The 25779-nt window shown below is 71.3% G+C and carries 31 protein-coding genes and 1 pseudogene; 10 read left to right on the plus strand and 22 right to left on the minus strand.

Annotated elements, in window-relative coordinates; translation table 11 throughout:
* A pseudogene (locus tag DLJ59_RS27070) lies at positions 1-449 on the plus strand (hypothetical protein); the annotation flags it as partial.
* A gap of 33 nt (positions 450-482) precedes the next feature.
* Here the strand turns inward: DLJ59_RS27070 and DLJ59_RS27075 are convergent.
* The 5 genes from DLJ59_RS27075 to DLJ59_RS27095 form a co-directional block, all read right to left on the minus strand.
* Positions 483-1004, minus strand: coding sequence for an ATPase (locus DLJ59_RS27075; RefSeq protein WP_124775804.1), 522 nt, complete (start codon positions 1002-1004; stop codon positions 483-485).
* Positions 1005-1118: 114 nt separating this feature from the next.
* On the minus strand, positions 1119-1565 hold the full coding sequence (locus DLJ59_RS27080; RefSeq protein ID WP_124775806.1) for a response regulator: 447 nt from the start codon (positions 1563-1565) through the stop codon (positions 1119-1121).
* Positions 1566-1647: 82 nt separating this feature from the next.
* Positions 1648-1995 (minus strand): STAS domain-containing protein, encoded by a 348-nt coding sequence (locus DLJ59_RS27085; RefSeq protein WP_124775808.1) that lies wholly within the window; start codon positions 1993-1995, stop codon positions 1648-1650.
* A gap of 114 nt (positions 1996-2109) precedes the next feature.
* Complete coding sequence (locus DLJ59_RS27090) at positions 2110-3147, minus strand: cobalamin B12-binding domain-containing protein (protein ID WP_124775810.1); 1038 nt, start codon at positions 3145-3147, stop codon at positions 2110-2112.
* Positions 3144-4898, minus strand: coding sequence for a PP2C family protein-serine/threonine phosphatase (locus DLJ59_RS27095; protein WP_124775812.1), 1755 nt, complete (start codon positions 4896-4898; stop codon positions 3144-3146). Before DLJ59_RS27095 ends, DLJ59_RS27090 begins: the two co-directional genes overlap by 4 nt.
* Before the next feature lie 17 nt (positions 4899-4915).
* Here DLJ59_RS27095 and DLJ59_RS27100 point away from each other — a divergent pair, with 17 nt between their 5' ends.
* Positions 4916-5329, plus strand: coding sequence for an STAS domain-containing protein (locus DLJ59_RS27100; RefSeq protein ID WP_244236257.1), 414 nt, complete (start codon positions 4916-4918; stop codon positions 5327-5329).
* Positions 5330-5405: 76 nt separating this feature from the next.
* Here DLJ59_RS27100 and DLJ59_RS27105 read toward each other — a convergent pair whose 3' ends face one another.
* Positions 5406-5720, minus strand: coding sequence for a hypothetical protein (locus tag DLJ59_RS27105; RefSeq protein WP_124775814.1), 315 nt, complete (start codon positions 5718-5720; stop codon positions 5406-5408).
* A 200-nt stretch (positions 5721-5920) separates the two neighbouring features.
* Between DLJ59_RS27105 and DLJ59_RS27110 the strand changes: the two genes are divergently transcribed.
* The 3 genes from DLJ59_RS27110 (at position 5921) to DLJ59_RS27120 (ending at position 8951) form a co-directional block, all read left to right on the plus strand.
* Positions 5921-6898: a DUF2267 domain-containing protein gene (locus tag DLJ59_RS27110; RefSeq protein ID WP_124775816.1), complete on the plus strand. Its 978-nt coding sequence runs from the start codon at positions 5921-5923 to the stop codon at positions 6896-6898.
* A gap of 114 nt (positions 6899-7012) precedes the next feature.
* The gene (locus DLJ59_RS27115; RefSeq protein WP_124775818.1) at positions 7013-7807 is read left to right on the plus strand and encodes a spermidine synthase; all 795 of its coding nucleotides are present in this window, start codon (positions 7013-7015) and stop codon (positions 7805-7807) included.
* A gap of 58 nt (positions 7808-7865) precedes the next feature.
* Entirely contained in the window at positions 7866-8951 is a 1086-nt protein-coding gene (locus DLJ59_RS27120) for an AI-2E family transporter (RefSeq protein ID WP_124775820.1), read from the plus strand.
* Positions 8952-8995: 44 nt separating this feature from the next.
* Here DLJ59_RS27120 and DLJ59_RS27125 read toward each other — a convergent pair whose 3' ends face one another.
* The 4 genes from DLJ59_RS27125 to DLJ59_RS27140 all read right to left on the minus strand — a co-directional run bounded on the left by DLJ59_RS27125 (position 8996) and on the right by DLJ59_RS27140 (position 12234).
* Positions 8996-10297, minus strand: a complete 1302-nt coding sequence (locus DLJ59_RS27125) for an NAD(P)/FAD-dependent oxidoreductase (RefSeq protein ID WP_124775822.1) — start codon at positions 10295-10297, stop codon at positions 8996-8998.
* Positions 10298-10497: 200 nt separating this feature from the next.
* Positions 10498-11025, minus strand: coding sequence for a GNAT family N-acetyltransferase (locus DLJ59_RS27130; RefSeq protein WP_124775824.1), 528 nt, complete (start codon positions 11023-11025; stop codon positions 10498-10500).
* Positions 11026-11084: 59 nt separating this feature from the next.
* Positions 11085-11807 carry a VOC family protein gene (locus DLJ59_RS27135; protein ID WP_124775826.1) on the minus strand — a complete coding sequence of 241 codons (723 nt, stop codon included), beginning with the start codon at positions 11805-11807 and terminating at the stop codon, positions 11085-11087.
* Positions 11808-11919: 112 nt separating this feature from the next.
* On the minus strand, positions 11920-12234 hold the full coding sequence (locus DLJ59_RS27140) for a putative quinol monooxygenase (RefSeq protein WP_244236258.1): 315 nt from the start codon (positions 12232-12234) through the stop codon (positions 11920-11922).
* Positions 12235-12305: 71 nt separating this feature from the next.
* Between DLJ59_RS27140 and DLJ59_RS27145 the strand changes: the two genes are divergently transcribed.
* Both DLJ59_RS27145 and DLJ59_RS27150 read left to right on the plus strand, forming a co-directional pair.
* Complete coding sequence (locus tag DLJ59_RS27145; protein ID WP_124775828.1) at positions 12306-12650, plus strand: winged helix-turn-helix transcriptional regulator; 345 nt, start codon at positions 12306-12308, stop codon at positions 12648-12650.
* A gap of 77 nt (positions 12651-12727) precedes the next feature.
* On the plus strand, positions 12728-13126 hold the full coding sequence (locus DLJ59_RS27150) for a pyridoxamine 5'-phosphate oxidase family protein (RefSeq protein WP_124775830.1): 399 nt from the start codon (positions 12728-12730) through the stop codon (positions 13124-13126).
* Here DLJ59_RS27150 and DLJ59_RS27155 read toward each other — a convergent pair whose 3' ends face one another.
* The 6 genes from DLJ59_RS27155 to DLJ59_RS27180 all read right to left on the minus strand — a co-directional run bounded on the left by DLJ59_RS27155 (position 13127) and on the right by DLJ59_RS27180 (position 17073).
* Positions 13127-13609 carry a hypothetical protein gene (locus tag DLJ59_RS27155; RefSeq protein WP_208648850.1) on the minus strand — a complete coding sequence of 161 codons (483 nt, stop codon included), beginning with the start codon at positions 13607-13609 and terminating at the stop codon, positions 13127-13129.
* A 34-nt stretch (positions 13610-13643) separates the two neighbouring features.
* A complete protein-coding gene (locus tag DLJ59_RS27160) occupies positions 13644-13937 on the minus strand; it encodes a DUF6510 family protein (RefSeq protein WP_124775832.1) in 294 nt (97 codons plus the stop codon).
* 35 nt (positions 13938-13972) lie between these two features.
* Positions 13973-14737, minus strand: coding sequence for a ferredoxin reductase (locus tag DLJ59_RS27165; RefSeq protein ID WP_244236260.1), 765 nt, complete (start codon positions 14735-14737; stop codon positions 13973-13975).
* A gap of 7 nt (positions 14738-14744) precedes the next feature.
* Positions 14745-15344, minus strand: coding sequence for a sulfite oxidase-like oxidoreductase (locus tag DLJ59_RS27170; RefSeq protein ID WP_124775836.1), 600 nt, complete (start codon positions 15342-15344; stop codon positions 14745-14747).
* Between the two features lie 75 nt (positions 15345-15419).
* On the minus strand, positions 15420-16445 hold the full coding sequence (locus tag DLJ59_RS27175; protein ID WP_124775838.1) for a TerC/Alx family metal homeostasis membrane protein: 1026 nt from the start codon (positions 16443-16445) through the stop codon (positions 15420-15422).
* 217 nt (positions 16446-16662) lie between these two features.
* Positions 16663-17073, minus strand: coding sequence for a DUF2267 domain-containing protein (locus tag DLJ59_RS27180; protein ID WP_124775840.1), 411 nt, complete (start codon positions 17071-17073; stop codon positions 16663-16665).
* A gap of 156 nt (positions 17074-17229) precedes the next feature.
* Between DLJ59_RS27180 and DLJ59_RS27185 the strand changes: the two genes are divergently transcribed.
* Entirely contained in the window at positions 17230-17502 is a 273-nt protein-coding gene (locus DLJ59_RS27185; RefSeq protein ID WP_030332551.1) for a DUF2795 domain-containing protein, read from the plus strand.
* A gap of 42 nt (positions 17503-17544) precedes the next feature.
* Positions 17545-18213 carry a DUF1345 domain-containing protein gene (locus DLJ59_RS27190; RefSeq protein WP_124775842.1) on the plus strand — a complete coding sequence of 223 codons (669 nt, stop codon included), beginning with the start codon at positions 17545-17547 and terminating at the stop codon, positions 18211-18213.
* Positions 18214-18474: 261 nt separating this feature from the next.
* On the opposite strand, the gene DLJ59_RS27195 is transcribed toward DLJ59_RS27190, so the two are convergent.
* From DLJ59_RS27195 to DLJ59_RS27215, 5 genes are all read right to left on the minus strand, one after another.
* The gene (locus DLJ59_RS27195) at positions 18475-19131 is read right to left on the minus strand and encodes a hypothetical protein (protein ID WP_208648851.1); all 657 of its coding nucleotides are present in this window, start codon (positions 19129-19131) and stop codon (positions 18475-18477) included.
* A 69-nt stretch (positions 19132-19200) separates the two neighbouring features.
* Entirely contained in the window at positions 19201-20175 is a 975-nt protein-coding gene (locus DLJ59_RS27200; protein ID WP_124775846.1) for a pirin family protein, read from the minus strand.
* Positions 20176-20245: 70 nt separating this feature from the next.
* Entirely contained in the window at positions 20246-21232 is a 987-nt protein-coding gene (locus DLJ59_RS27205; RefSeq protein WP_244236259.1) for a hypothetical protein, read from the minus strand.
* Positions 21233-21638: 406 nt separating this feature from the next.
* Complete coding sequence (locus tag DLJ59_RS27210; RefSeq protein WP_124775848.1) at positions 21639-22223, minus strand: hypothetical protein; 585 nt, start codon at positions 22221-22223, stop codon at positions 21639-21641.
* 500 nt (positions 22224-22723) lie between these two features.
* Positions 22724-23047: a MazG-like family protein gene (locus tag DLJ59_RS27215; RefSeq protein WP_124775851.1), complete on the minus strand. Its 324-nt coding sequence runs from the start codon at positions 23045-23047 to the stop codon at positions 22724-22726.
* 190 nt (positions 23048-23237) lie between these two features.
* Here DLJ59_RS27215 and DLJ59_RS27220 point away from each other — a divergent pair, with 190 nt between their 5' ends.
* The gene (locus tag DLJ59_RS27220) at positions 23238-24605 is read left to right on the plus strand and encodes an alpha/beta hydrolase family protein (protein WP_124775853.1); all 1368 of its coding nucleotides are present in this window, start codon (positions 23238-23240) and stop codon (positions 24603-24605) included.
* A 64-nt stretch (positions 24606-24669) separates the two neighbouring features.
* On the opposite strand, the gene DLJ59_RS27225 is transcribed toward DLJ59_RS27220, so the two are convergent.
* A complete protein-coding gene (locus DLJ59_RS27225) occupies positions 24670-25386 on the minus strand; it encodes a hypothetical protein (protein WP_124775855.1) in 717 nt (238 codons plus the stop codon).
* Between the last annotated feature and the right edge of the window lie 393 nt (positions 25387-25779).

Here is a 25779-nt window from a genome sequence, read left to right on the forward strand (position 1 = left end):
AGCCCCGCCGCCCCCGGCCGGTCGCCGGCCTCGACCAGGCCCAGATGGACAACGCGAAAATCATCGTGGACGTCGGCCTGGAGATGAAGATGCCGCGCCGCGCACTGGTGGTGGCACTGGCCACCGCCATGCAGGAGAGCAACCTCTACAACCTGGCCAGCGACGTCCTCCCCGAGTCGGCGCAATACTCCAACCAGGGCAGCGGCTCCGACCACGACTCGGTCGGGCTGTTCCAGCAGCGACCCAGCAGCGGCTGGGGCACCGTGGCCCAGCTGATGCGCCCGTCGTACGCCGCGCGGGCCTTCTACAGCGCGCTCAACGAGATCCCCGGCTGGCAGGACATGAGCGTCACCTCCGCCGCCCAGGCCGTGCAGATCTCCGCCTACCCCGACGCGTACGCCCAGCACGAGGACCGGGCGACCACCGTCGCGGCGGCGCTCACCGCCTGACCCGGCCGCCGCCCAGTCCCGTGCCCGCCGGCCTCAGCGACGGCCCGGCGGCGGCTCCGCGCCCGCGTCCGGCCTACCGACTCCAACGCGACGGCCCGGTACCCCGGCCGCCGCGGTCGGCGTGTCGGCGGGCACCTGATCGACCGTCACCTGACTGAGGATCTCCTCCACCCGCGCCTCACGCCGTCGACGGGCGTCCAACGCCGCCTCGACGTCACGTCGGGCCTGCACGGCCTCCGCGTACGCCCGCTCCCGCACCCGCCGCGCCTCCTCGCGGGCCGCGTCGAGCTCGACGCGGGCCTGGGCCAGGATCTCGGCGGCCTCGCCCCGCACCGCGTCGGCGGCGTACCGGTTGACGACGGCGTCGCCCAGGTCCAGCCGTTGCAGGAGCCCACTGAGCCAGGCCGCCTCCTGGCGGATCTCGTCCCATTCCCGGGCCGCCCCGGCCGCGCCCTCGGCCCGCGCCGCGAGCCGGGACAGCCGGATCCCCAACTCGTCCAGGCAGTAATCCACCTGCCGCTGGTCGTAACCGGTTTCAACGACGGTGAACCTCATACTGTCGCCCCCCAGGCAGCTGCTGTTACTTCCCCACCTGGATCCTCGGCCGGGACCGCTCGCGCCGAGGATGTTCGGGGAAAATATTCAGCATGCGCTCAGGTGGCGCAGGGGTCAGCCGCGCTTGGGCAGCACGACGACCCGGCCGAAGAACTCGTCGATGCGGCGGACCACATCGTTGAAGTCGTCCAGGTCGATCGGCTTGGTGACGTACGCGTTGGCCTGCAAGGTGTAGCTGCCGACGATGTCGGTGTCGGCGTTGGAGGTGGTCAGCACGACGATCGGAATGGTCCGCAGATCCTCGTCCTGCTTGACCGCGCCGAGCACCTGCCGACCGTCCATCCGCGGCATGTTCAGATCCAGCAGGATCACGTCCGGTCGGTGGGCCTGCTCATGCCGGCCCTCGGCGCGGAGAAACTCCATCGCCTCCTCGCCGTCGCTGACCACGTCGATGATCTTGTCGACGTCGGAGTCCGCCAGCGCCTCCTCGATCATCAGCACGTCACCCGGATCGTCGTCGACCACCAGGATGCGTACCGGCTGCGGGCTGTCTACGCCCATCACTACCTGCCTCAGAGTCGGCGGGGACGGGACCCTGACGGTCACCGCGTTGGCGGAAATGCTGGCGGGAAAATCTAGCCCATCAGGAAGCACTGCGGAACGCGGGGTCAACCGACTCCGGTTCGTAGCGCAACACGTCGGCGAGACCGGTCACCCGAAGCACCCGCTCGACTCTCCCATGGGCGCCGGTGAGTCGGAGCCACCCCCCGTCGGCCGCCGCCCGATTGTCGCCCCGGACGAACACGGCCATCCCGGTGGAGTCGCAGAACGTAAGGTCGGTCAGGTCGAGCAGCACTCGGGTCTCGCCCGCCGCGGCGAGCCGGTCGATCACGGCGACCAGCTCGGGGGCGGTGCTCAGGTCCAGCTCGCCCGCGAGCCGCAGGCAGACGCCACCACCGTCGCGCTCGACGTAGTTGACGCTGAACGTCACCGTTCTCCCCCTCGCTCCACCCACGGTGGGACGTTTGCAGTCTGGCAAGTATACGCAGAGCTGACTGCTCCGCCTCCGGGCGCGGTGATCAATCCGGAGCCACCAGCGGGTCGGTCAGCGGGACACACCGGGCAGCGCCGCGCATCCCAACGCCAGCGCCCGGGCCGCCCGGGGGAAGTCCCGCAACGCGGCGGCGTAGTGCTCCAGCGGCAGAGCGATCGCCCCGACGGGCACCCCACGACTGAGCAGGACCCCCGACAGCCACTGCACGAACTCGGTGAACAACGAGGCGTCGTCGACGTAGATCGCGGCGGCCAGAAAATCAACGATGTGGCCCAGGTCGCTCACTGTCGCGTCGAGCTGCGCGGCGGTGTAGGCCCGCGCCGCCGGCACCCGCTCCCGCAGCTCCGCCAACGCGCCGTCGATCAGCTCACCGCGACGGCGCACCAGGCTGGCGTACTCGTCGTCGGCCAGGTGGGCCAGTCGGGCCGGCGGCGCCCCGCGCAACGTCCGCTCGTCGGCGATCAGCTCGGCCGCCGATGGCGCGTCCGGTGCCCAGGCCACCCCGAGCCGGCGCGCCCACCGGCCGTCCGCGCCGAAGCCGCGCCCGCCGACCACCACCGGCACGTCCGAGCGGCGGCACGCCTCGATCATCCGGTGGGCGTGCGGCAGGCGCATCGGCAGCGCGCACGCCAGCGCGACCGCGTACGCGTCGTAGCGGTGCAGGTACGACACGAGGTGCGCCGCGGGCACGCTGGCGCCCAGGAAGGTCACCTGCCACCCGCGTAACCGCAGCACCTCGGTCACCAGCCGGGGCGGCAGCGCGTGCCACTCGCCGTCCATGCAGGCGACCACCACCCGGCCGCCGGTCGGCCGCGGCTTGACGTGCGCGGACACCGCCGCCACCACCTGCTCGCTGATGTGGGTGGCCGCGTGTTCCTGGGCGACGCTCCACTCGTTGCGCGCCCACCGCTCGCCCACCTCGGCCTGGGCGGGCGCGACCAGATCGAGCAGCACCCGCTCCGCCGCGACGCCGGCGTCGAGCAGGCCGATCGCCAGGTCGGTCGCGGCGTACTCGTCTGCGTCGGCGAGGTGGTCCAGGTAGCCGGGGTACGCCGCACCGAGGTCGGTGGTGGCCGTGGCAGTGGTCACGCGTCATTCCGCTCTGTTTGGTCGCTGCCGGCCGGCACCGAGCGCAGGTGCCGCCCCCCGCGCCGGCTCAGGCCAGCCGCCCGCACCGCCAGCACGGCGATGTCGTCGTGGTCGCCCTGTGCCAGCCAGTCGCAGGTGACCTGCTCGACCCGTTCGGCCAGGGCCGGCGCGGGCATCCGCTGGCAACCGGTCAGCGCGGTGACCAGCCGTTCGGGGCCGAACTGCTCGTCGCCGCGCCGGCCGCCCCGGGCCTCGGTCACACCGTCGCTGTAGAGCAGGCACGTCTCACCCGGCGCCAGTCGCACGGTCACCTCGCCGACGCGAGGGTCCGGCACCACCCCGATCAGCATGCCGCGCAACGGCACCACCTCCACCTCGCCGGAGGCGCGCAGCACCAGCGGCGGCAGGTGCCCGCCACCGGCCATGCTGAGGGTGAGGCCACCATCGCGCTCCGGGCGGGCCACGCCGAGCACTATCGTGGCGAAGCGGCCCTGACCGTGCGCCTGGGTGGTCTCCAGCAACGCGTCGTTGAGCAGCCGCAGCAACCGCGCGGGGTGCGACTCCAACCGGTGCAACGCCTGCAGGGACTGGCGCAGTTGGCCGGTGAAGACGGCGGCTTCGACGCCCTTGCCCGACACGTCGCCCAGGAAGAACACCGAGCCACCGTCGGTGAGCCGGTGCGAACCGTAGAAGTCCCCGCCGATGCGCAGCCCAGCCTGCGCGGGCCGGTACGCGGTGCCCCACTGCACGCCGGCGACCTCGACCGGCTCGACCGGCAGCAGGCTGGCCTGGAGGGTGTCGGCCACCTCCGCCTGGTCGCGGTAGAGCAGCGCGGTGGTCAACGCCGCGCCGGCGCGGCCCGCGAACGCTCGGATCAGCTCCACGTCGCCCTCGTCATACCAGCGGGTGGCGCGGCGGGCCACCAGAAGCACACCGACCGGTCCGTCCCGGCCCGGCAGCGGGACGACCCGGGCAACGCTCTCCGTGTCGGCGAGCCCCGGCAGCCAACCGGCGTCGACCGCCTGCTCGACCAGCCAGTCCACCGCGTGCGGCTCGGCCCCGGTGAACCCGTCGGCGATGGCTGTCGGCAGCTCGCCGCCGACCAGCGCGCCGCTCTCCACCGTCGGCGCATCGTCGTCGGCGCGCGCGGCCCGCCACCAGCGGGCGCGCCCGGACCGCGGGGCGAGCACCAGCACCGCCACCTCGGCCAGGGTTGGCACGGCGAGTCGAACGACCGCGGCGGCGGCCCGATCGGGATGCAGAGGGTTGCCCAGCTTGTCGCCGACCACCGCCAGGAACGCCGAGCGCGCCCGCTCGGCGAGCAGCGCGTCGGCGCGGCTGACGCTGTCGGTGACGTCCTCGACGTACCAGCAGCAGCGGGCACCGGAGAGCGGCACCCGGCGCGCGGTGAGCCGGCGCCCACGATGGGTGAACCCGCCGCCGGCATCGTCGCTCAGCCCGGGCACACCGGCCGCACTGAGCAGCTCGCCGGACGTCACCTCGGGCAACAACCGCTCGGCCACCGGGCTGACGTGGCGCACGACGCCCTCGGCGTCGCAGACCACCAGGCCCTCACGGAAATGCTCCACGACCTCGAACCAGTCGGGTGCGGCCCGGCCCAGGTCGAGGGCCGGCGGCGGAAGAGGCGTGGAGCGGCGAACGTCGGCGGACCACGCCGAGGGCCGTGTCGTGCTCGGCGTGGAGAGCCGTCCGTCGCCCGGGTCGAAGTCCCTGACGTCGGAAGCAGTCACCAGCGGAGCCTCACTCCTTGTCGTTCACCGAACCCGTGCTGTCATTCAGCGAACCCGTGCCGGAACCGACGTCCACTGTCAAGACTTTCCAGCCCACCCTACGCCCGAACCCGGACAGCGGCATCCCACGACAGGTGGCGGGCACCGCCACGGCGGGGGGACGCCGGACGGAGGACACGGGGTGCGCGTCGCCGTCCTCGCTTTCCGCGGCGGCCGAGCTGCGCGGCGACGCCCCGGTGCTGGTCGACCTGACGGGGGTGACCCTCTGCGACTCCTCCGGGCTCAGCGCGTTGCTGGTGGTGCACCGTTGCGCCGGGGCGATCCGACTGACCGGGGTCGGTCCCCAGCTTCAGCGGATGCTGGATCGCACCGGCCTGAGTGAGTTGCTGGCCGTGGCGCACTCCGACGACGACGTGGGCGCGATCGGCTGATCCGCAGGCCATCCCCGGACGCGAACGGGGGGTGGCCCCCGACCCTGGGACCTGGGGTCGGGGGCCGGAGGAATGTCTAGGGTGCCGTCATGGGCTGGAGCCGGGGGCCGTCCTCACGCAGCTCGCCGATCGGGGTCTCGTCGACGTCCTCGGGCTCCCCCGAATCGGGCGTCTGGTACAGGTAGCGGACGAACTGCCCACCCGCCTCGTTGTCGTCCGCGCCGGGCCATTGACCGATGCAGTCCATGCCGATCACCTCGCGGCCGGTCCCGTCGGCCTCCTCCAGCAACGCCCACAGGCTCACCGGGTAACACCTGGTGACCTCGGGCGTGAGCTGCCAGCGTGCGTACCAGCCGGGTCGGGCGGGGACGATCTCGATGACTTCCTTCATGACGACCCTCCTTCCGCGTACCTCGGAAGAACTCCGGTCCTGACCCGATCGTGCGGGCAGTGCGGGTGAGCACCCCTCACCCCCGGCGGATGAAGCGTGGCGGAGGCCGGTCCGACCCGGCCGGCGGCCCCCGTTTCGTCCTCTCCGACGGCGGGAAGGCGACTGGCGCAGCCACGATCCCCAGCGGAAGGGGTGCCACCATGCGCAAGCAGATGGAGGGCGACAACCAGCGGCGCCGGGCGCTGGCCCGGCAGGCCCGGGAACAGAGTCGCCAGCCCAGCGAGATCGGCGCCAGCCTGAGCGCCTCCAAGCAGCTCACCAGCCTTGAGGCGGGCAAGCGTGCCGGCCCACCGGCAGCCGGACCGCACAAACCGGACAGCACTCGGGGCGGGCCGGCACCGCCGCCGGTCGGTAGCGCCGACAATCCGCGCCCCCAGCCGTCCCCGCCGAGCGGCGCGGCCGGTGTGCGCAGCATGGGCTACCACGACCTGGTCGACGAGGTACGACGTCGCGCCGGGGTCGACTTCAAGACGGCCAAGGTGGGCACCGAGGCGACAGTGCTGGTCCTCGCGTTCGCCCTGGACGCCGCCGAACGGCAACGGCTGCTCGCCGCCGTGCCAGCGTCGCTGCACGACGTGCTGCCGGTCGACGGCATCGAGCGGCACCGGGACCTGCCTGGCTTCCTGGCCGAGGTGGGCCGGATCAGCGGCAACACCCCGGAGCAGGCCCGGTACCAGGCGGAGGCGACGATCGCCGCGCTCGCCGAGCAGGACGGCGACCTGGTCGAGTCGTTGCACGTACCCGACGGGTTGCGTGACCTGCTGAACCCGCCGGAGGCCGGCGGCGGCCTGGTGGGCGCCTCCACCACCACACCCACCCTGGACGCCGACGAGATCAGCGCGGCGCTGGACGACCTGCCCTACTGGGCCGGCGACACCCAGGGCCTCTACCGGGTGGTCGCGTTGCCGCCCGACAACCTGGACCGGGTGCTCGCCCGACTCGACCGGCTGCGCCAGGAGAACGGCCGCGGCCCGAGCATCGGGCGTCCGGGAGACACCGTCGCCGTGTTGACGGTGCGGACCAACCAGGCCAACGGGGTGACCGCGCTGGACGTGGACCTCGCCCGCCAGATCGATGACGCGATCGACGAGGTGGGGGCCGGGATGGCCGGCGGCTGACCGGTTACCGAAGCATCGACGGGCCGGCGGGCCGGGGAAACCCCGCTCCGCCGGCCCGTCCGCCGTGCCGGGGCACCGCCCGAGTGGACCGTGGCCTCGGCTAGCGTGCCGGACATGAACCGCGCCGCCGACCGGCTGGAACTGGTCGCCGACCCGGCCCGCCGGACCGGGCGGACGCTGCTGTCCGCCGGGGTCGAGCAGTCGTACGTGGATGTCGAGGACCCCCGCCACCTGCACTTCGAGTACGTCCGGCGGATCGCCTCGGCGGTGGACGTGGCGGCCCCGGCCGGCACGCCGCTGAGCGTCCTGCACTTGGGCGGCGGCGCGTTGACGCTGCCCCGCTGGCTGGCCGCCACCCGGCCCGGCTCCCCGCAACGGGTCGTCGAGCGGGACGCGGCGGTGGTCGAGCTGGTGGCCCGCGAGTTGCCGCCGCTGCCGGCGGAGGTGCGGGTGGAGGTCGCCGACGCCCGGGAGGCCCTGACCGCCACCCCGGCCGGCTGCTACGACCTGGTGATCGCCGACATCTACCGTGCGGCCCGGATGCCCCGGCACGTCCGCACCGTCGAGTTCGCCGCCGAGGTGGCCCGCGCTCTGCGCCCCGACGGGTTGTATCTGGTCAACGTTACGGACCTGCCGCCGCTGGTCGGCACCCGGGTGCAGGTGGCCACGTTGCGGGCGGTCTTCGCCGACGTGTGCGTGGTCGGCGACCGGCGGATGCTGCGCGGGCGCAGGTACGGCAATCTGGTGCTGGCCGCGACCTCCCGCCCCGGCGGGCTGCCGGTGGCCCGGCTGGCGGTGGCCGCCCTGCGCGACCCGGTGCCCGGGGGTCTGTTGCACGGCGCCGCGCTGGACACGTTCGTCGCCGGCGCCCACCCGGTCACCGACGCGGACGGCACCTCCCGCCACTGATCACCGTTGCGCCCCCGATGCCGGGTTTCCGACGGTGTGCCCGGGGAAGGTGCGCCGGATGAGCAACACCGACGATCGGGGCACCGCGCGCCGAACCCTGATCGTGATCGGCCTGGTGCTGGCGACCGCGCTCGCGCTGGGCTTCGTGTACGCGACCCGCCGGGTGCTGGTCTGGGCGGTGGTCGCCGCGTTCTTCGCCGTCGCGCTCAAACCCCTCGTCGATCGGCTGCAACGCCGCCTGGTCCGGCGACGGACGTTGGCCACGTTGCTGGTGTTCCTCGCCGCGTTCGTGCTGCTGGCGATCCTGGCCGCGCTCATCCTGGTGCCGTTGTTCGGGGAGTTGGGCCGCTTCGCCGACCGGGCGCCCGAGCTGTTGCGCGACGCCCGCGCCGGACGGGGCCCGGTGGGGCAGCTCCTGGAGCGCACCGGGGCGCGGCGCTACGTCAGCGAACACTCCGAGCAGCTGCGCGACCTGGGCGGGCAGCTTCGCCAACCCGCTGTCGGTGTGCTGCGCGGCGTCGTCGAGTCGGTCGCCGGGCTGGTCACGGTCATCGTGCTCGCGTACCTCATGGTGTTGGAGGCGCCGCGGATCACCCGGGGCCTGCTCGCGGCGGCCGGGGACGGTCAGGGCGAGCGGCTGCGCCGGGTGGGCCGGGAGGTGTCGCGCACCGTCACCGGCTACCTCACCGGGAACCTGCTGATCAGCGTGATCTGTGGGGTGCTGACCTACGCGGTGCTGGCCCTCACCGGGGTGCCCTTCGCGGCTGTGATCGCCCTGCTGGTGGCGGTGACCGACCTGATACCGCTGGTCGGGGCGACCCTCGGCGCGGTGATCGCGGCCGGCGCCGGCTTCCTGCACTCCCCCACCGCCGGGGTGATCGTGCTGGTCTTCTTCATCGTCTACCAGCAGTTGGAGAACCACCTGCTCCAACCGCTCATCCTGTCCCGCGCGGTGCGGCTGAACCCGCTGACCGTGCTGGTGAGTGTGCTGCTCGCGGCGGAGCTGGCCGGTCTGCTCGGCGCTTTGCTGGCCATCCCCGCCGCCGGCATCGTCCAGACCCTGGTGCGCGAGTACGGCCCGCGGCGGCTCCGGCCCGCCCCGCCGGCCGGCCCGTCCCCGCAGTCGGCCGGCTCCACCGACTGACCGGCGTGGGGCCGGTGCCAGCCAGCACCGGCCCGGCTGCCCGCTCAGCGGGACCGCGTCGCGACCTCGGGGGTGGTGCTCTCCAACGGCACCGCGTTCGCCGGCACCAGCCCCAACTGGACGGCGGACCGGGTCAACGCCGCGTCCAACGCCCAGTCGGCGCTGACCCGCGTGCGGTTTCCCGGCATCGCCATCAGGTGGTACGCCCGGGTGACCGCCTTGGCCGGCAACCCGGCCAGGTTGACCTGCAACGGGTTCGCCGCCGCGTCCTTGCCACCCAGGTCGACGACCCAGCCCAGGTCGTGGTGCTTGTACGGCTTGCGCCGGCCGAAACCGTACGACGCGGCGATGTTGTACGCGGCGCGCTTGCCCTGCCGCTGGGCGTGCTGGGCCGTCATCCCGCAGATCTTCCCCGGGTTGACCAGGTCGGGCACGGCGGCGGCGTCGCCGCACGCGTACACCTCCGGGTAGCCGGGAACGTTGAGGAACTCGTCGGTCACCAGTCGACCCCGGTCGGTCCGCAGGCCCAACTCGTTGACGAACGGGTCGGGGCGCACCCCCACACACCACACCAGGGTGCAGGTCGGCACGTACTCACCGTCGGTCAGCTTCACACCGTCGCAGGTCGCCTCGGCCACCGAGGTGCCCATCCGCACGTCCACCCCACGCCGGTTGAGCACCTTGTGCGAGGTGTCCGACATCCGCTTGTCCAACTCCGGCAGGACCCGCGACGCCACGTCGAGCAGCATCCAGCGGGGGCGGACGGTGAGCCGGGGCCGCTGGGCGTGCAGCGCGTCGGTGAACAGTTGCCCGTGCGCGGCGACCTCAGTGCCGGTGTAGCCCGCCCCGACGACCACGAAGGTGGCCCGGGCCTGCTGCTCGGCCGGGTCCTCGGCCTGCTCGGCCAACTCGACCTGACGGACGATGTGATCATGCAGGTAGACGGCCTCGGGCAGGCCGCGGAAGCCGTGCGCGTACTCGGTCACCCCCGGAATGGGCAGCAACTTGTTGACACTGCCCACGGCGAGCACCAACCGGTCGTACGCCAGCCGGTTCTTGTCCCCCTCGGCCTGGGTGAAGCCGACCCAACGGTTCTGCAGGTCGACGTGGTCCGCCTCGCCAATCACCACCCGTACGTTCTTGAGCGTGCCGGTCAGCGGAACGGCGATCCGTTTGGGCTCGACCACCCCGGCCGCGACCTCGGGCAGCAGCGGCAGGTACAGGAAGTAGTCGGTGGAGTTCAGCAGCACGATCTCGGCCCGGTCCCGGGCGATCCGGCTCAACGTCTTCGCCGCGTGGTAACCGGCGAACCCGGCCCCCACGATCACCACACGAGGTTTCGTCATTGCGGGCCGTTTCCCGTCGAAGCCGGCGACAAACGTCTGACGCGCCAACCGCGCTCGGCTCGGCCGTGGTTCCTGGGGAACCACCTAACAAGACGGCAACCTGGGTTTCGGCAACTTACCGGCGAGGTCAGAGCATTTGAAGTCGCGCAACACGTCCCCAATCCTCGGAGCTCACAGGTGCGGCGCGGCCGGGCCGACGGTCAGGCGGGGGTTGGCGCGGTGATCGCCCAGCGCTCGTGGTCGCGCCAGGCGCCGTCGATGAACAGGTAGTCCGGGGAGAAGCCCTCCAACCGGAAACCAAGCTTTCGGGCCACCCGCCGGGACGGCTCGTTGCCCGGCTGGATGTTCGCCTCCAGCCGGTGCAACCCGACCGAGGTGAACGCGTGGTCGATCGCCAGGGCGACGCCCGCCGAGGCGTGCCCGGTGCCGCTGTACGGCAGGAAGGCCGCGTACCCGAGGTAGCCGCCACGCAGCGCACCGAGCACGATCCCGCTGATGTTCACGTAGCCGGCGATCTCGCCGCTGGCCCGGTCACAGATCAGGTAGCCGGCGCTGTCACGGCGACGGATCCGGCGCAGATAGAGCTCGTACTCCTCCGGGGTGGCCGGCGCGGCCAACCACGGGTGGTGCAGGTCCCGACTGCGCTGCGCGGCGGCGACGAACTCGTCGGAATCGGTGGGCCGGGGCCGCCGGATCGCGGCGGGACCACCGGTACGCAGGTATCTCACGGCGGATCACTCTGACCGACCGGTGCCACCGTTGTCCAACCAGGCGTGGGGTGGCCGTGCTATCGGGACGTCAGCAGGCTGAACTCCTGACCGTCGGGGTCGGCCAGCACCAGTCGGCCTGGCCCATCCTGGCCGGTGTCGACCCGGGTCGCCCCGAGCGAGAGCAGACGGTCCACCTCGACCTGCCAATCCGTGTCGACAGCCGGGGCGAGGTCGAACCGCACCCGGTCCCGGCCGCCGTTCGGCATGTACGGCGGACCACCCCAGGTGATCTTCGTACCGCCGTTCGGTGACTGGATCGCGGTCTCCTCGCCCTGGTCCCAGACCAGCGGCCACCCCAGCGCCTCGCTCCAGAAGTATCCGACCTGCTGCGATCCGTCGCAGGCCAGCGCACCGACGAAGCCGCAGCCGGCGAGGAAGTTGTTGCCCGGCGCGATGACGTCGAACTCGTTGCCCTCGGGGTCGGCGAGCACCACATGATCGATCTCCGGGCCCTGCCCGATGTCGGCGTGCCGCGCGCCGAGCTCCAGCGCCCTGGCCACCGTCTGCCGCTGGTCCTCCAGCGAACTGCTCGTCAGGTCGAAGTGCATCCGGTTCTGGACGATCTTCGGCTGCCGGTTCGGGGCGAAGCGGAGGTGGAACTCGTTGTCGTTGCTGGGCAGGAGCAGGACACCGCCGTGTGGATCGTCGACGATCTCCCGACCCAGCAGCCCGGACCAGAACTGCGCGAGCCGCAGCGGCTCGCCCGCGTCGAAGGTGATCGCGAACAGGTCTGCGGTCATCGCTGCGCTCGTCTCCCATCCGACCGGACGCCGTGCCAGCCGTCGCAGCGGGATCCTAGGAGCCTGCCCGGGTCGACCGCACCCGAGTTTCGGGTCAAGCGGCAGTTTCGGGTCAAGCGGCACCACCGGGGCCGGCAACCGACGTTCGGGCGTAGTGCCGCATCTCCTCGATGTCCTCGACGTACGGCTTGATTGCGGCGAAGAACTGCCCGAATACCGGGCCGCGCCGAAACCCCTTCAGGTGCTCGTCCACCGATGTCCAGGTGATGCGCAGCAGGTAGCAGGCGGGGTCGTCCAGGCAGCGACTCAATTCGTAGTCCACACACTGCGGCGCGGCGCGTAACGCGCCAGCGGCCCGCTCGTACGCCGCCTCGAAGCCGTCCAGCCGTTCCGGCCGCACCCGGTACCTGATGTACTCGATCACCATGGCCACAGCTCAACACCCGCAGCAGCGATGATCAAGTACGCACTTTTTGGTGCGTACCGAGGGAGGCCACGATGCCTAAGCGTTACCACTGCCCGGTGGAGCTCGCCGTCGACGTGGTCGGCGGCAAATGGCGACCGGTGATCCTGGCCCATCTCAAGGAGGGCGTACACCGCTATGGCGAACTGCGCCGCCGGATGCCAGGGATCAGCGAGAAGATGCTGACGCAGCGTCTGCGCGAGTTGGAGGCCGACGGGCTCGTCCTGCGGCACGACCACGAGACCACACCACCTCATGTCGAGTACCGACTCACCGAGGAAGGACTCAGCTTGGCCCCGGTGTTGCAGGCCCTGTACGACTGGGGCGCCGCGCGGGCCGCACGTACCGGTACCGACATCGACGAACCCTCTGCTGCCTGACTCGACGCGCCGCACGCGGCCCCGCAGCAGGCAGAAGGTCGTCGTCCGAACGTGCGGCGTCGTGATCCACTGGCTCGGTGAGCCACATCCCCTCGAACCCGCCAGCCGACGTCGAGGTACGACTGACCGACGAGTCGAACGTCTGGCTGTGCACGTTGCGGCGCGACGGATCCCCGCACCTGACACCGGTCTGGTTCGTCTACCTCTTCGCGACGTTCTGGGTCGGTTGCGAGAGCCGCAGCGTCAAGGCCCGCAACGTCGTGGCCGACCCACGGGTGTCAGTGGCCCTGGAGAGCGGCAACGCGCCAGTGGTGTGGCCCTGCTTCCCGTACTCCTTGAGCGCCTGCTCTCGGCTCCGACGACCTGGACCCGGCCATCGTCCTTGGCAAATTCGCCGATCAGCGGCCGAGCGAGGTCGGCGACTGGTTACGCCGAGCGGCGACCCGCGAGCGTCTGCACCGCGCGTGGGAACGTGACTACGGATCGCCCTGGGCCGACGACCTCGCCCGGGCCCACGATCTCCTCCGAGTCTGAACCGGCCTGCCGCTTCGACTGCGAGAGCCGATGAACCACGGTGCGAGCCACGGGCTGAGCGCGACGAGACCGACGGCAAGGCCGGTGATGACGGCCTGCCCGATCCGGCCCGGGGTGACGCCGGCCGCCGGGTCCAGCACGTAGTTGGCGTACCCGTTCGCGGCCGCGTCCGTCACCAGCACCGCGCAGCCCAGCACGAGCCCCTGCACCCGGCGAGCGGCCAACAGCAACGCCGCCAACGGATCCCACACGGTCAGGGACGTGAAGTAGAACGTCAGCCACCCGGGCAGGGCGAGCTGCGGCCCGAACTGAGGCAGGAGCAACTGCACCACGTGCACCGCGGTGCCGTAGGCGAAAACCAGCACGGCGACGGCCACCACGCACCGGACCGCGAACGGCACACCACCCCATCGACCGGCGCTCATCCGGCCATCGTGCCTCAGCCGGGCGAGCGTTCCGTCAGAGCGGGCCGGGGAACGGCTGCTCCATCGGCATCGGCACCTGGAGGAAGGTGGTGCCGCGCATGTCCAGCCAGGCCCGGTCCGGCCCGCGCACCAGGCGCACCATCACCTCCTCGCAGGAGGGGCAGCGGCCCACCAGGCCCGGGGCGTGCGAGTAGACGTGCAGGCTGGCCATCGAGCCGGTCATCCCGCAGTTCTCACAGCGGCCCACCGCGCTGCTCAGGTCGACGGTTAACAGCTCGCGCATCGGGCCGTCGAGCATGTTGCCGTCCAGGTACGACATCTCGGTCATCGATTCTCCTCGACACTGCGTGAGCGGGCGGGTGGTCAGCCGGTGGGGCCGAAGCGTTCGGTCTTGACCCGACGCGACGGGTGACCCAGGCCCACCAGCAGGTCGGCCACGGTCTCCACGAACGCGGTAGGGCCGCAGACGTAGGTGAGCGGTTCCAGATCCGGCGGCCACCCGTTCGTGTTGACGTCGGCCAGCCCGATCCGGTGCGGCTCACCACGCCAGCCCTCGGGTGCCTCGCGGGTGTAGACGTACGCGATATCCAGCCCGAAGTCGTCGCGGCCCCGGCGGCGCAGCTCGTCGGCGTAGATCACGTCGGCAGGGGTGCGCACCGAGTAGATCAGCCGGAACAGGGCCTTGCTGCCCACCGCCCGCCGCGCCCGGATCATCGCCATCAACGGCACGACACCGGAGCCGCCGGCGACGAGCTGCACCGGCGCGGTCTCCTCGGGTCGCCAGATGAACCAGCCACCGAGCGGTCCGCGGACCTCCACCGGTTCGCCGGCACCAAAGACATCGATGAGGTACGGCGACACCTCACCGTCGTGCACCCGCTGCACTGTCACCTCGATGCGCGGGCCGCCGGGCCCGTCCACGACCGGCCCGGCGATGGAGTACGAGCGGGCCGCCTGGTAACCGTCCGGGGCGGTGAGGCGCAGGTCGACGTGCTGCCCGGGCAGGTGCCCCGGCCAGTCCGGCACCTCCAACACCAGGGTCTGCGCGGTCGGCGTCTCCACCCGGCGCTCCACCAGCCGGCCCACCTGCCAACGATTCGGCGTCCGACGCGAGGTGCTCGTCGCCACGGCGCGCTCAGTCACCCTGGTACCGCTGTTCGCGCCACGGGTCACCGTAGTCGTGGTAGCCGGCGGTCTCCCAGAACCCCGGCTCATCCATCGTCTTGAGCCGGAGACCGCGCACCCACTTGGCGGACTTCCAGAAGTACAGGTGCGGCACCAGCAGCCGGGCCGGCCCGCCGTGCTCGGCGGGCAGCGGGGCGCCGTCGAAGGTGTGCACCACCCACGCCTGGCCGCCGCGCAGGTCGTCCAACGGCAGGTTGGTGGTGTACCCGCCGTAGGAGTGCGCCAGCGCGAAGTGCGCCCCCGTGTCGACGCCGTCGAGCAGCGTGTCCACGGAGACGCCCTGCCAGTTGGTGCCGAGCTTGGACCAGCGGGTGACGCAGTGGATGTCCACCATCGGCGTCTCCTGCGGCAGCGCCATCAACTCCTGCCACGACCACCGGTGTTCGCTGCCGTTCTCGGCGGAGATGACGAACTCCCAGGTGTCCAGGGACACCCGGGGCGTCGGGCCGGCCGAGAGCACCGGAAAGTCCTCGGTCAGATACTGACCGGGTGGCAGGGCCGGCTCCTGCGTTCGGGGCCGACCCTGAAAGCCCGGTGACACGATTCCCATCTCACAGTCGTACCACCCGCGCCGGCCCGGGCGGGAGCTTTCCCGCGTACCCCATCGTCGGTTGGCGTGGCGCGGTCAGTGCCGGTCCGCGACGACCTTGCGGTCCTCGGGCAGGTCACCGCCCCGGGTGGCGCGCAGGCTGGTCAACGTGACCACCACCAACACACCGATGATCACGCCGAGCGAGGCCAGGGTGGGGATCTGCGGCACGCTGTCCCAGATGCCGTGCGCCCAGTGCAGACCCAGCTTGAGGCCGATGAACGCCAGGATGATGGCCAGGCCGTAGCTGAGGTGCACCAGCCGGCTCAGCGCCGCGTGCAGGACGAAGTAGAGCGCCCGCAGGCCGAGCAGGGCGAAGGCGTTGGTGGCGAAGACCAGGTACGGGTCCTCGGTGATGCCGTAGACCGCCGGCACCGAGTCGACAGCGAAGACGACGTCGGTGGCCAGCACCGCGACCACCACCAGGGCGAACGGTGTGAGGGCCCGCTTCGCGCCCTGCCGCACGGTCATCCTGGTGCCGTGGTAGTCGTCGACCACCGGCATGATCTTGCGCAGCAGCTTCACCGACCGCATCTTGTTGATGTCGACTTCCTGCTGATGCCCGGACAGGGCGTCACGCAGCAACTTCACCGCGGTGGCGATGAGGATGATCGAAAAGAGCAGGAAGGCGAAGTCGAGGGTCTGCAACGCCGCCGCGCCGAGGGCGATGAAGACCGCTCGCAGCACCAGCGCACCGGCGATGCCGTAGAGCAGCACCCGCTGGGCGAGCACCGCCGGCACCGCGAACGCCGCGAGCAGCAGCATGAAGACGAAGAGGTTGTCGACCGAGAGCGACTTTTCCACCAGGTAACCGGTCAGGTACTCGACGCCCTGCTGGGAACCGAAGCGCGACCAGACCCAGGCGCCGAACGCCAGCGGCAGCGCTATGTAGAACGCCGACCAGCCGATGGCCTCCCGCATGGACACCTCGTGCGGGCGACGCGTGACCAGGAAGTCCAAGACCAGCAGCAGGATGACCCCGACGATGGTGACCGCCCACAGCGTGGGGGTGCCCACCGACGACAGATCACTGGCGGCGGACAGATACGACACTTGACTCATGTGGGGTCTCCTCGAACACCGTCATGTTCGAGGTCTCCTTCACCCACCACGTGATGGGCAACCACCCGAGGCGCGCCGGGCGCGCCGTACTGACCGGAATGGTTCGTGGGAAGTACTCCCCTCGCACGACAAGGTTAGGCCAGGCCCAATCACCACGCCAAGCGGGACATCGATGGTTGCCCTGGTAAACCGCTGTGTGTGTCCGCAACGAGCGCCGTCAACCGCGGCGCAACGTCGCACCCGGGGCCATCGCCTGCTCGACCAGGCCCCGATAGTCACGCGGCAGTTGAGTCACCACGTCATCGAACTCACCGCCGGTGATCGCTTCGCGCAGGGTGGTGAAAACCGCCCGACTGGCGTCCCGAGCCGCCGGCTCCTGCACGTCGGCGCGCAACGCGACCCGGGCGACGAACTCCGCAGCGCCGAACCGGTCCGCCTGCTCGGTGCTCGGGCTCGGCTTCAACACAAGTTGCAGCGGTTGGGGCAACTGGGCGGCCAGGTCCAGAACCTCACCGCCGGTCAACCGCTCGGCGAACGTCTCCAACACGGCCCGGGTCAGCTCGACCGCCCGCTCGGAAGACATGGCGGTGCGCTGGGAAACCTGGTCGATGAAGGTGTCGTAGTTCATCGCGTACTCCCTTGGGCTCGCGGCGGCGTCAGCGGGTACCCGCTGACGCCGACGAGAAACGGCGCCCGGTTTCCTTCGCCGGGTGGGCGTGACCGGCCGGCGGGCGGGTAACCGCCGCCGGTCGTCACCACACCAATGCCCGAGGGAGCCCACGCCATGGCGAGCTACGCCGACGTCCTGCAGTACCTGTCGAGCCTGGACTACCCGGCCGAGAAGGACGACGTGGTCCGCGAGGCCGAACGGGAGGGTGCCCCGCCGGACGTGCTGAAGGCCCTGCGCGCCCTGCCGCCGGTCGACTACGCCAACGGGACCGAGGTAGCCCGGTCCGCCGGGATCGAGGCGGCACCCGAGGTGGGCCCCGCCCAGCGGGCCGAGCAGGCCCGGGACAAGAAGCACAACCGGGTCTCGCAGCACCTGCGCGGCATCTGACCCAGCGGTGACGCCCACAGCCCGGCGAAGGAATCGTCACCGATGACCTACACCGGCGGCCCGTCCCGGCCGGTGGATGTGCGCTTCCCCGCCGCGCGGCAGCTCGCCGTGGTGGCGGTGGCCGGGGTGATCGCCGGCTGCGCCTTCGCGCTCGTGCTGCCACTGCCGCTCGCCGCCCTGGTCGGCTGGGACATCGGCGCGCTGAGCTGGCTCGTGCTGGTCTGGCACAAACTCTGGCCGATGGACGCCGAGCGGACCGCCCAACTGGCCGTCCACGAGGACCCGAACCGGGCGATCCGGGACGCACTGCTGCTCGTCGCCTGCCTGGCCAGCCTGCTGGCCGTGGGGTTGGTGGTGGCCAGCGCGCAGAGCGCGCCCCCCGGGACCGCCCGGGAACTGCACAGCGGGCTGGGCGTGCTCAGCGTGGTGCTGTCCTGGTTCGTGGTGCACACCGTGTTCGCCGCCCGGTACGCCCGGATCTACTACACGGGCCCGGACGGCGGGGTGAACTTCAACCAACCCGAACCGCCGCGCTACTCCGACTTCGCGTACGTCGCGTTCACCATCGGGGCGACGTTCCAGGTCTCCGACACCAACCTGACCAGCAACGAGATGCGCCGAACGGTGCTGCGCCACTCGATGGTGTCGTATCTGTTCGGCGCGTTCATCATCGCCGTGACGGTGAACCTGCTGGCGGGTCTGGCTCGATGACAACACTGGCTTCCCGGCCCCCCGGAATGCGACACGGGGCGGGGCCGATCGAAGGGCCGGGACAGGCGGGCGCCCCTGGTCACGAACCGCGACCCAGGGCGCCACGCAAGCCTGCCCAGGCGGTGAACCGCATCCGAACCGGTCGCGGTCACCAGGCGGTGGAGGCCTGCCCGAACCGAGCGGCCAGCACTGCCGGGTCCAACCATACGGCAGAACATCCTCCGTTTGGTCAGAATTTGCGGAAGTGTGGGCCAGGGCACGTCACGGCCGACCGGTCACCTCCGCGTACCGGTGCTCCAGGTCCACCCGGGCCAACGCCCCCACCAGCCAGGCGAGCTGCTCCGACTCGCCACTGGCCAGGCCGGCCAGGTCATCCGCCGACCTGCCCAGCCCCAGCCGACGCGCGGCAGCCAACGCCCGCCGGTCGGCGACCGGGACCACCTCCCGCCACAACGCCTGCACCTCACGGAGAAACAAAACGACGACCTGATCGTCAACGCCCGGAAGCTCGGCGAGGAGCGCCCGCTCCCGGACCGGGTCGTGGTGCGCCACCGCCCGCAACCGGCGCAGATCACCCCGGTACCGCTCGACCACAGTCCGGGCCAGGTCGCCCAGCACATCGGCGAGCGCGGCCACATCCCCACGCTGGCCGCTGCCGCGCAACACCCGGACCCGATCCTCGTGCAGCGAACGAGCCAGCCGGGCCGCGCTGTCCCACCCCTCGTCGCGCAACGCCCGTGCCCCGTCCAACGCCCGCCGGAAGTCACCACGACGGGCCAGCAACACCGACAGATAGAGCACCTGGAACAGGCTCGCCGGGTTGTTGGTCACCCGGAAGCCGTACTGCTCGGCGAAGCCCCGCCCGCCACCGGCGAGCCGGCGCGCCAGACGCTTACGGTCCTCCACCGGAGTGATCAAACTGGTCGCCATACCGGCGACTACCCGCGCCACCAACTGCCACACACCGGGCCGCGCGCACCGACGTCGTCAGCCGTGCAGGCCACCGGTGCGGTCGCGGGCCTTGAGGCGGGTCGTGGGGAGCGCGGGCGCCGGCAGCGGCGGCGCCGGATCGTCGGCAACCACACCGAAGCGACCAGCACCGGCCATCCAGTCCTCCCGGGCGGCGGCGATCTCCTCGTGCGACCGGCCGACGAAGTTCCACCACATCACCAACGGCTCCTCGAACGGCGTACCGCCCAGCAGCAGCAACCGGGCCCCAGCCCCGCCACGCACTGTCAGCTCCCGCCGGCCCGAACCCAGATACAGCAGCGCCCCCGGCTCGAACCCCACCCCGGCCGCCTCCGCGGACCCGGACATCGCCAGCACGGCGTACTCGAAATCGGGCCGCAACGACATCGTCGTCGGCGCCTCGCCGCGCAACTCCAGCTGCACCCCCACCAGCGGGGTGTGCACCACGGCCGGTGACCGCTCCCCGGCGAACTCGCCGACCAGCACCCTGCCGTCCAGGTCACCGTCGCGCCAACGCGGCAGGTCGGCGTGGTGCGCGAAATCAGCCGCTCCGGCCCGCGCCGGGTCCGGCAACGCCACCCACAGCTGCACGCCGTGCATGACCGGCGGGTGGGTGGCCGGTGACCGCTCCGAGTGGGCTATGCCGTTGCCGGAGGTCATCACGTTCAACTGGCCGGGGACGATCGGCTGCACGTTGCCGAGGCTGTCCCGGTGCAGGATCTCACCGTCGAGCAGCCAGGTCACCGTCTGCAGCCCGGTGTGCGGGTGCGGTGGCACCTCCATACCGGGCCGCTGCGCCACATCGTCCGGGCCAAAATGGTCCACGAAACACCAGGCGCCAACCATCCGGCGGGCGCGCTGCGGAAGCAGCCGCCGCACCGTGGTGTACCGACCCAACGGCACGTCGTGGCCGGGCAACAACACACTGCCAGGATCGACGTCGGCCACGCCAGGCGGTCGGGTCTGCGCCAGCATTGATTCGGTACGCTCCACCGCCCGACTGTACGCTCACGCCGACCGGCGACCGCCGCGCTTCCAGCCAGGCGGGCTGGCCCGGTGTTGTTCAGCGGTTGCTGGAGGACACGATCACGCTGTTGGCACCGGCGACCAGGTCCAGGTACAGGCGCTGGGCCGACCGATCCCAACCCGGCGTACCCAGCACCGAGCCCGCGGCCACCCCGTCCCAGCGCTCGTCGCGTACCACCACCGAGCCGGCACCGGCTCCCGCCCGAACCCGAACCGGAGTCTCCCCAGGGACTCGGACATCGAGCTGGCTGGTCCCACCGGTGAGTCGTACGGTCAGGACGCTGGCGGAGTTGTCCGAGGTCGGGCCGGTGGGGTTGTCGCGGTTGGCTGTGGTGATCGGTGGCAGGAGAATCTCGGTGCGGCTGGAGCCGCCGGCGAGTTCCACGCCCACCAGCCGGGCCCGGGTCAGATCCAACACCTGACTGCTCACCCCGCCGACGAGGTGGAGACGCCAGGCGACCCGCTCGTTGAGCAGCACCCGCACGGTCCGCGGCCCACGCGTCCCGGACTCCGCGAGATCAAGCCGAACGGTTTCCCCCAGCACCGCCGGTCGGCCCGCCACGGCGGAGCCAGCCGGGATACTGATCCGGTACAGGTCATCGCCCAACTCGGCCACCCGCAGCTCGAACGAGGACAACCCGTCCGCGAGCACGAAGGTGCCGTTCTGCCGACCCGCCAGCGGCGCTGTCAACAGTTGCTCGGCAGCAGCACCCGCACCACCGCGGCGACCCCCAGCCGCGTCCGGGTCGGCGACGCCTCCCGGAGGGCCGCCGCCACCGGGCCACACACCGTCAGGGCGGATGCCGTCAGGACGGGTGCCGTCCGATCGGCCGGAGTAGGTCACGCCGAGACGGTCGGGCTCGGCAACGATCATGACCACCGCTGCCGCCCCCAGGAGCAGCACGACGGCGGCGGCAGCCACCAACAGGCGAGCCCCGGTGGACCACCGTTGTGACGCGGCCTCGCCGGAGGGTTCCGGCTCCGACTCCGGTTCGCGATCCGCGCCGTTCCCCACTGCGGCCATGCCTCTGTCCCTCCGCCGGTCCCCGTCCAGGGGTACGTACCCGCCAGCCGATCGGATCACTCGGCGCCGATCACGTCACTCCGCTACGTCGCCAACGTAGATCTTGGACAGTTTCCGTTCGCGCAGGACGGAAACTGTCCAAGATCTACGGACAACCTCCGACTAGACCGCGTCATCCGACCCGCCGAAGGGCTCGCGCGGCGTCCTCAGCCCGGCGGCCAGCGCCAGCGACCGGCGACCTGCCAGCAGCAACCAGTGGCAGGCGGCAGGCACGGCGGACCGCGGGCGGCGGGCATGACGGCGGGAAGGCCGCTGGCCGGCACCCCGGGTTGCGGGTGCCGGCCAGCGGCCTTCCTGTCCTGCGGTCTTACCGTGCGGTGGTGCTGACGTGCGGTGGTGCTGGTGGTCAGCTGTTCCAGTACTGGGCGACCAGGTCAGCGGCCTGCTGCTCCCACTGGGCGTAGGCGTCCGGGTACGCCGACACCTGCACAGTCTGCGCGGCCTCGGTCAGCGGCATGTCCTGCCACCCGTCGACCTGCTTCAAACCCTTCAGGAACGCGGTGGTGGAGTACTCGGGGTTGGTGATCTGTTCCGGGGTACCCCAACCGCTGGTCGGGCGCTGCTGGAACAGGCCCAGCGAGTCGTGGTCGTTGGCGTCGCCGAGGTGGCCCAGGTTCTCCAGCTTCGACTCCTGCAGGCTCGTCGCGATCGAGATGACCGCGGCCCGCTCGGGCAGGCCGGCCTTCTTCGTCGCGGCGATGATGGCCTTGACGTTGGCGGTCTGCTCACCGTTGAGGGTGATGTGCGACTGGTCGCCCTGGGTGCCGTGCGGGATCAGCATGCTGGTGTCGGGCTTGTCAGCCTGCACCGCGACCGCAACCGGCTTGGCATCGACGGGGTTGGCCACGTGGGCGATCGGGCCGGCGATGACACCACCGGCGAACGCGACACCAGCAACGGACAGCATGCTCTTACGGAAGATCGTGTTCATGGGGGTAGCTCCTTCGGGGGTAGGACACCCGCTGTGCCGATCGGGGCAACGGCAATCACACGGGTGTGAGCACCTCGTCCGGCGCTGCACTTACAAAGGGGGAAAGTCTTCGGGCGACCTGCGAGCGGGGGGGCTCGTGGCGCCGGGTCCATCTGTAACGACCGCGGGGCCGGGGTCATTCCGGGGGTTGGCCCGCCGTCCGGCACCCTCATCGTGGCGGTGCCTGCGGCGGTCGTGGGGACTGTAACGACCGGGCGGTGACCGGCATTCCAACCTGCGCGACCAGCCTGCGGGGCGCGGCGGCGGGTCGGTGGTGCTGCGATCGTCAGGGTATTCAACGACCCCGGCCCGGCCATGATTCCGGCAGGCGAGTGCAGCCCGCCACACGTCAAATTCGCACCAACGTGACGGACCGCTCAGACGGTCGGAGGGCGCCGGAGTCTGGGCGGAACCTCACATGCCGTCGACGTCCACGGCGGCTGAGGTCGATGAGGCGTGAGCTACGAAGGTTCTCGATCCGTGAGGCGCGAGCGGACCTTCGCGGCGCAGGCGTCGAGCGTGGCCTGCGCGTCCAGTCCGAGGCTTTCGATGGCCACCAACGCGGTGAAGGCGACATCGGCCAACTCGGCCGCGACGTCCTCACGGGTGTGGGTGACGCCCTTGCGCGGATTCTGCCCGAGCAGACCGATCCAGGCGGCAGACGCTTCCCCCGCCTCCTCGGTCAGCTTGAGGATGCGGCAGGTCAGTTCGGTCTGCCCGGTGCCGTTCGCCGCGTCCAGCCAGTTGCGCGACGCACGGGCCGCCTCCCAGATCGACTCGTCCACGGCGACCAGTCAACCCGATCGACCCACCGGCCCCAACGACCGGGTTCGGCTTAACAGCCGTAGTTGAGCGGCCGATCAGCGTATCCATTGACACTGGTCGACGGCGGTTCTAGGTTCAGAATGCTACCGGCCGGTAGGCAACCGTCCCGCTGGTCGCCCCCGGGCGACATCCGTCCGATGGGGAGCATCGATGCTGTCCACACCCGTTCGTACCCTCCGCCGGCTGCTGGCCGCCACCGCGACGCTGACCCTCGCGGTCGGGCTGGCCGGCGCCGCACCGGCCGGCGCAACCGGTCGCGACGCGAGGGGCGGCGCACCGCTGCTCGGCTACACCATCGAGAATCCGTCGTTGGCCCCGCTGCTCGTGGGCGGCAAACCGACGACGGTACGCCAGGGCGTGCACCGCCACGCCGGGTACATCATCGAGGTCCCCGCCCGGTGGAACGGCGACCTCGTGTTGTGGGCGCACGGCTACCGCGGCCAGGGCACGGTGCTCTCGCCGGAACCGCCGGGCTTCGGGCTTCGCCAGCGTCTCCTGGAGCAGGGGTACGCGTGGGCGTCGTCCTCGTACGACCGGAACGGCTTCGACATCCGCTCCGGAGTGCTGGGGACGAAGGACCTCGCCGACCACTTCGCGCGCACGGTCCGCCGGCCGCAGCACACCTACGTCGCCGGAGTGTCGATGGGTGGGTACGTCATCGGTCGTTCGCTGGAGCAGTATCCCGGCTTCTACGACGGCGCGTTGCCGATGTGCGGGGTGCTCGGTGATCAGACGTTGCTCGACTTCTACCTGGACTACAACCTGGTCGCGCAGGCGCTCGCCGGGGTGCCGGCCTATCCCACGCCGGCTGATTACCTCACCAATGCGGTGCCCCGCATCCAGGTGGCGCTCGGCCTGGCCGGGCTGACCCCCACCGGGCCGGACACCACCACCGACCGGGGCAAGCAGCTGCGGGCGATCACTGTGAACCGCTCCGGCGGGCCCCGTCCGGGGGCGGACGCGGCGTTCGCGCTCTGGAAGGACTTCCTCTTCTCAATCACCGTGACCAGTGGTGGGGACTCCCCCGCCCAGCGGCCCGGCCAGCTCTCCACCAATCTGCTCACCCGCTACACCCCGAACAGCCCGGTCAACGTCAACGCGACGGTGCAGCGGGTCGCCCCGGAGAACGTGCGACAGCGGCTGCTGCCGACGTTGACCGAGGTGCCGCGGATCTCCGGCCGCCCGACCGCGCCGGTGCTCAGCCTGCACGGTCTCGGGGACCTGTTCGTGCCGTTCAGCATGGAGCAGGCGTACGCCACCGACGTGGCGCGGCACGGTCGCAGCAGGCTGGTGGTGCAGCGGGCGATCCGGGCCACGCAGCACTGCGAGTTCACTCCGGCGGAGGCCGGCGCCGCCTGGGACGACCTGGTGTCCTGGGTACGCACCGGCAAGCGCCCGGCGGGCGACACCGTGACCGACCCCGCGGTGGTGGCCCGACCCGACTACGGCTGCCGGTTCAGCGACCGGGACGCGTACGCGGCCGGGGTCGGTACCCGCCGCCTCTACCCGCCCTGCTGAGGTACGCACAGGAAGAACCGGCCGGCTCCCGTCGAAGGGAGCCGGCCGGCCTGGGGTGTGGGTGTCACCAGAGCTGCTGGACGATGTCCGCTGCCTGCTCCTCCCACTGCGCGTACGCGTAGGGGAAGGCGGAGACCTGTACGGTCTGCGCGGCGGCGGTCAGCGGCAGGTCCTGCCAGCCGCCGACGTTCTTGAGTGCGGTGAAGAACGCCGTGGCGGCGTACTCCGGGTCGGTGATCTGGTCGGGCGTGCCCCAACCTGACGACGGACGCTGCTGGAACAGGCCCTGCGAGTCGTGGTCGTTGTACGCGCCGAGGTGGCCGAGGTTGTACAGCTTCGACTCCTGCAGCGAGGTGGCGACGCCGATCACGGCGCCCCGGTCACCGACGCCGGTCTTCTTGGCGGCGTCGACGATGGCCCGGGCGTTGGCCAGTTGCGCGTCGTCGAGGGGTACCCGCGACTGTGCGCCCTCGATGCCGTGCGGGATCAGCTGAGCCCGGCTCGGCTTGCCCGCCGGGGGCTTGCCGGTGGCGGAGCCGGTCGTCAGACCCGACTCGACGGGCTGCTCATCATTCTGCTGTGCCGAGGTGGCGGCCTTGCCGGTGGCGAGGTCGATGGCGGCGACGGCGCCCTGGTGCGGTCCGGAGGTGACGGGGGCCGCGGCTGCGGTCGGCGCGAGCGCCAGACCGCCGAGGGCGGCCACACCCGCCACGCTCAGCGCGGCCTTGCGGTACGAGTCCTTAGCGATGGCGGGGAGCCATCGAGTGAAGTCGACCTTCACGATGGTTGCCCTTTCGATCGTGCGAAGCGCTCCGGGGTGAACACTCCTCGGGAGATGACCGCGGAAAGGGTTTGGGCTCCGGCGGTACGGGGGACACAACCGGGTTCACGTGTCGGTCATTCCGGAAATGCCCGAGGCGCGAGCGGGTGCGATCCCGGTCACGGCAGAGAATCGGACATGGCGACAGGGTCCGCATCAGGCCGGATGGCCGTGACGGACGGTGCTCTCGGAACTCGGGGGCAATGTCCGACCCCCAGCCTTTGCTCTGCTTACTTATATGCACCGGCGACGGTCCGTGATTGCGGCGGGGAACCACCGTCGCTGGCGGAAACCGCCCATACGCAGCTCGGGGGACGTGGTGCGTATAGGTAAGCAGAGCAAAGGGGGGCAAGC

Source organism: Micromonospora inaquosa (genome assembly GCF_003857055.1).
Taxonomy (GTDB): Bacteria; Actinomycetota; Actinomycetes; order Mycobacteriales; family Micromonosporaceae; genus Micromonospora; species Micromonospora inaquosa.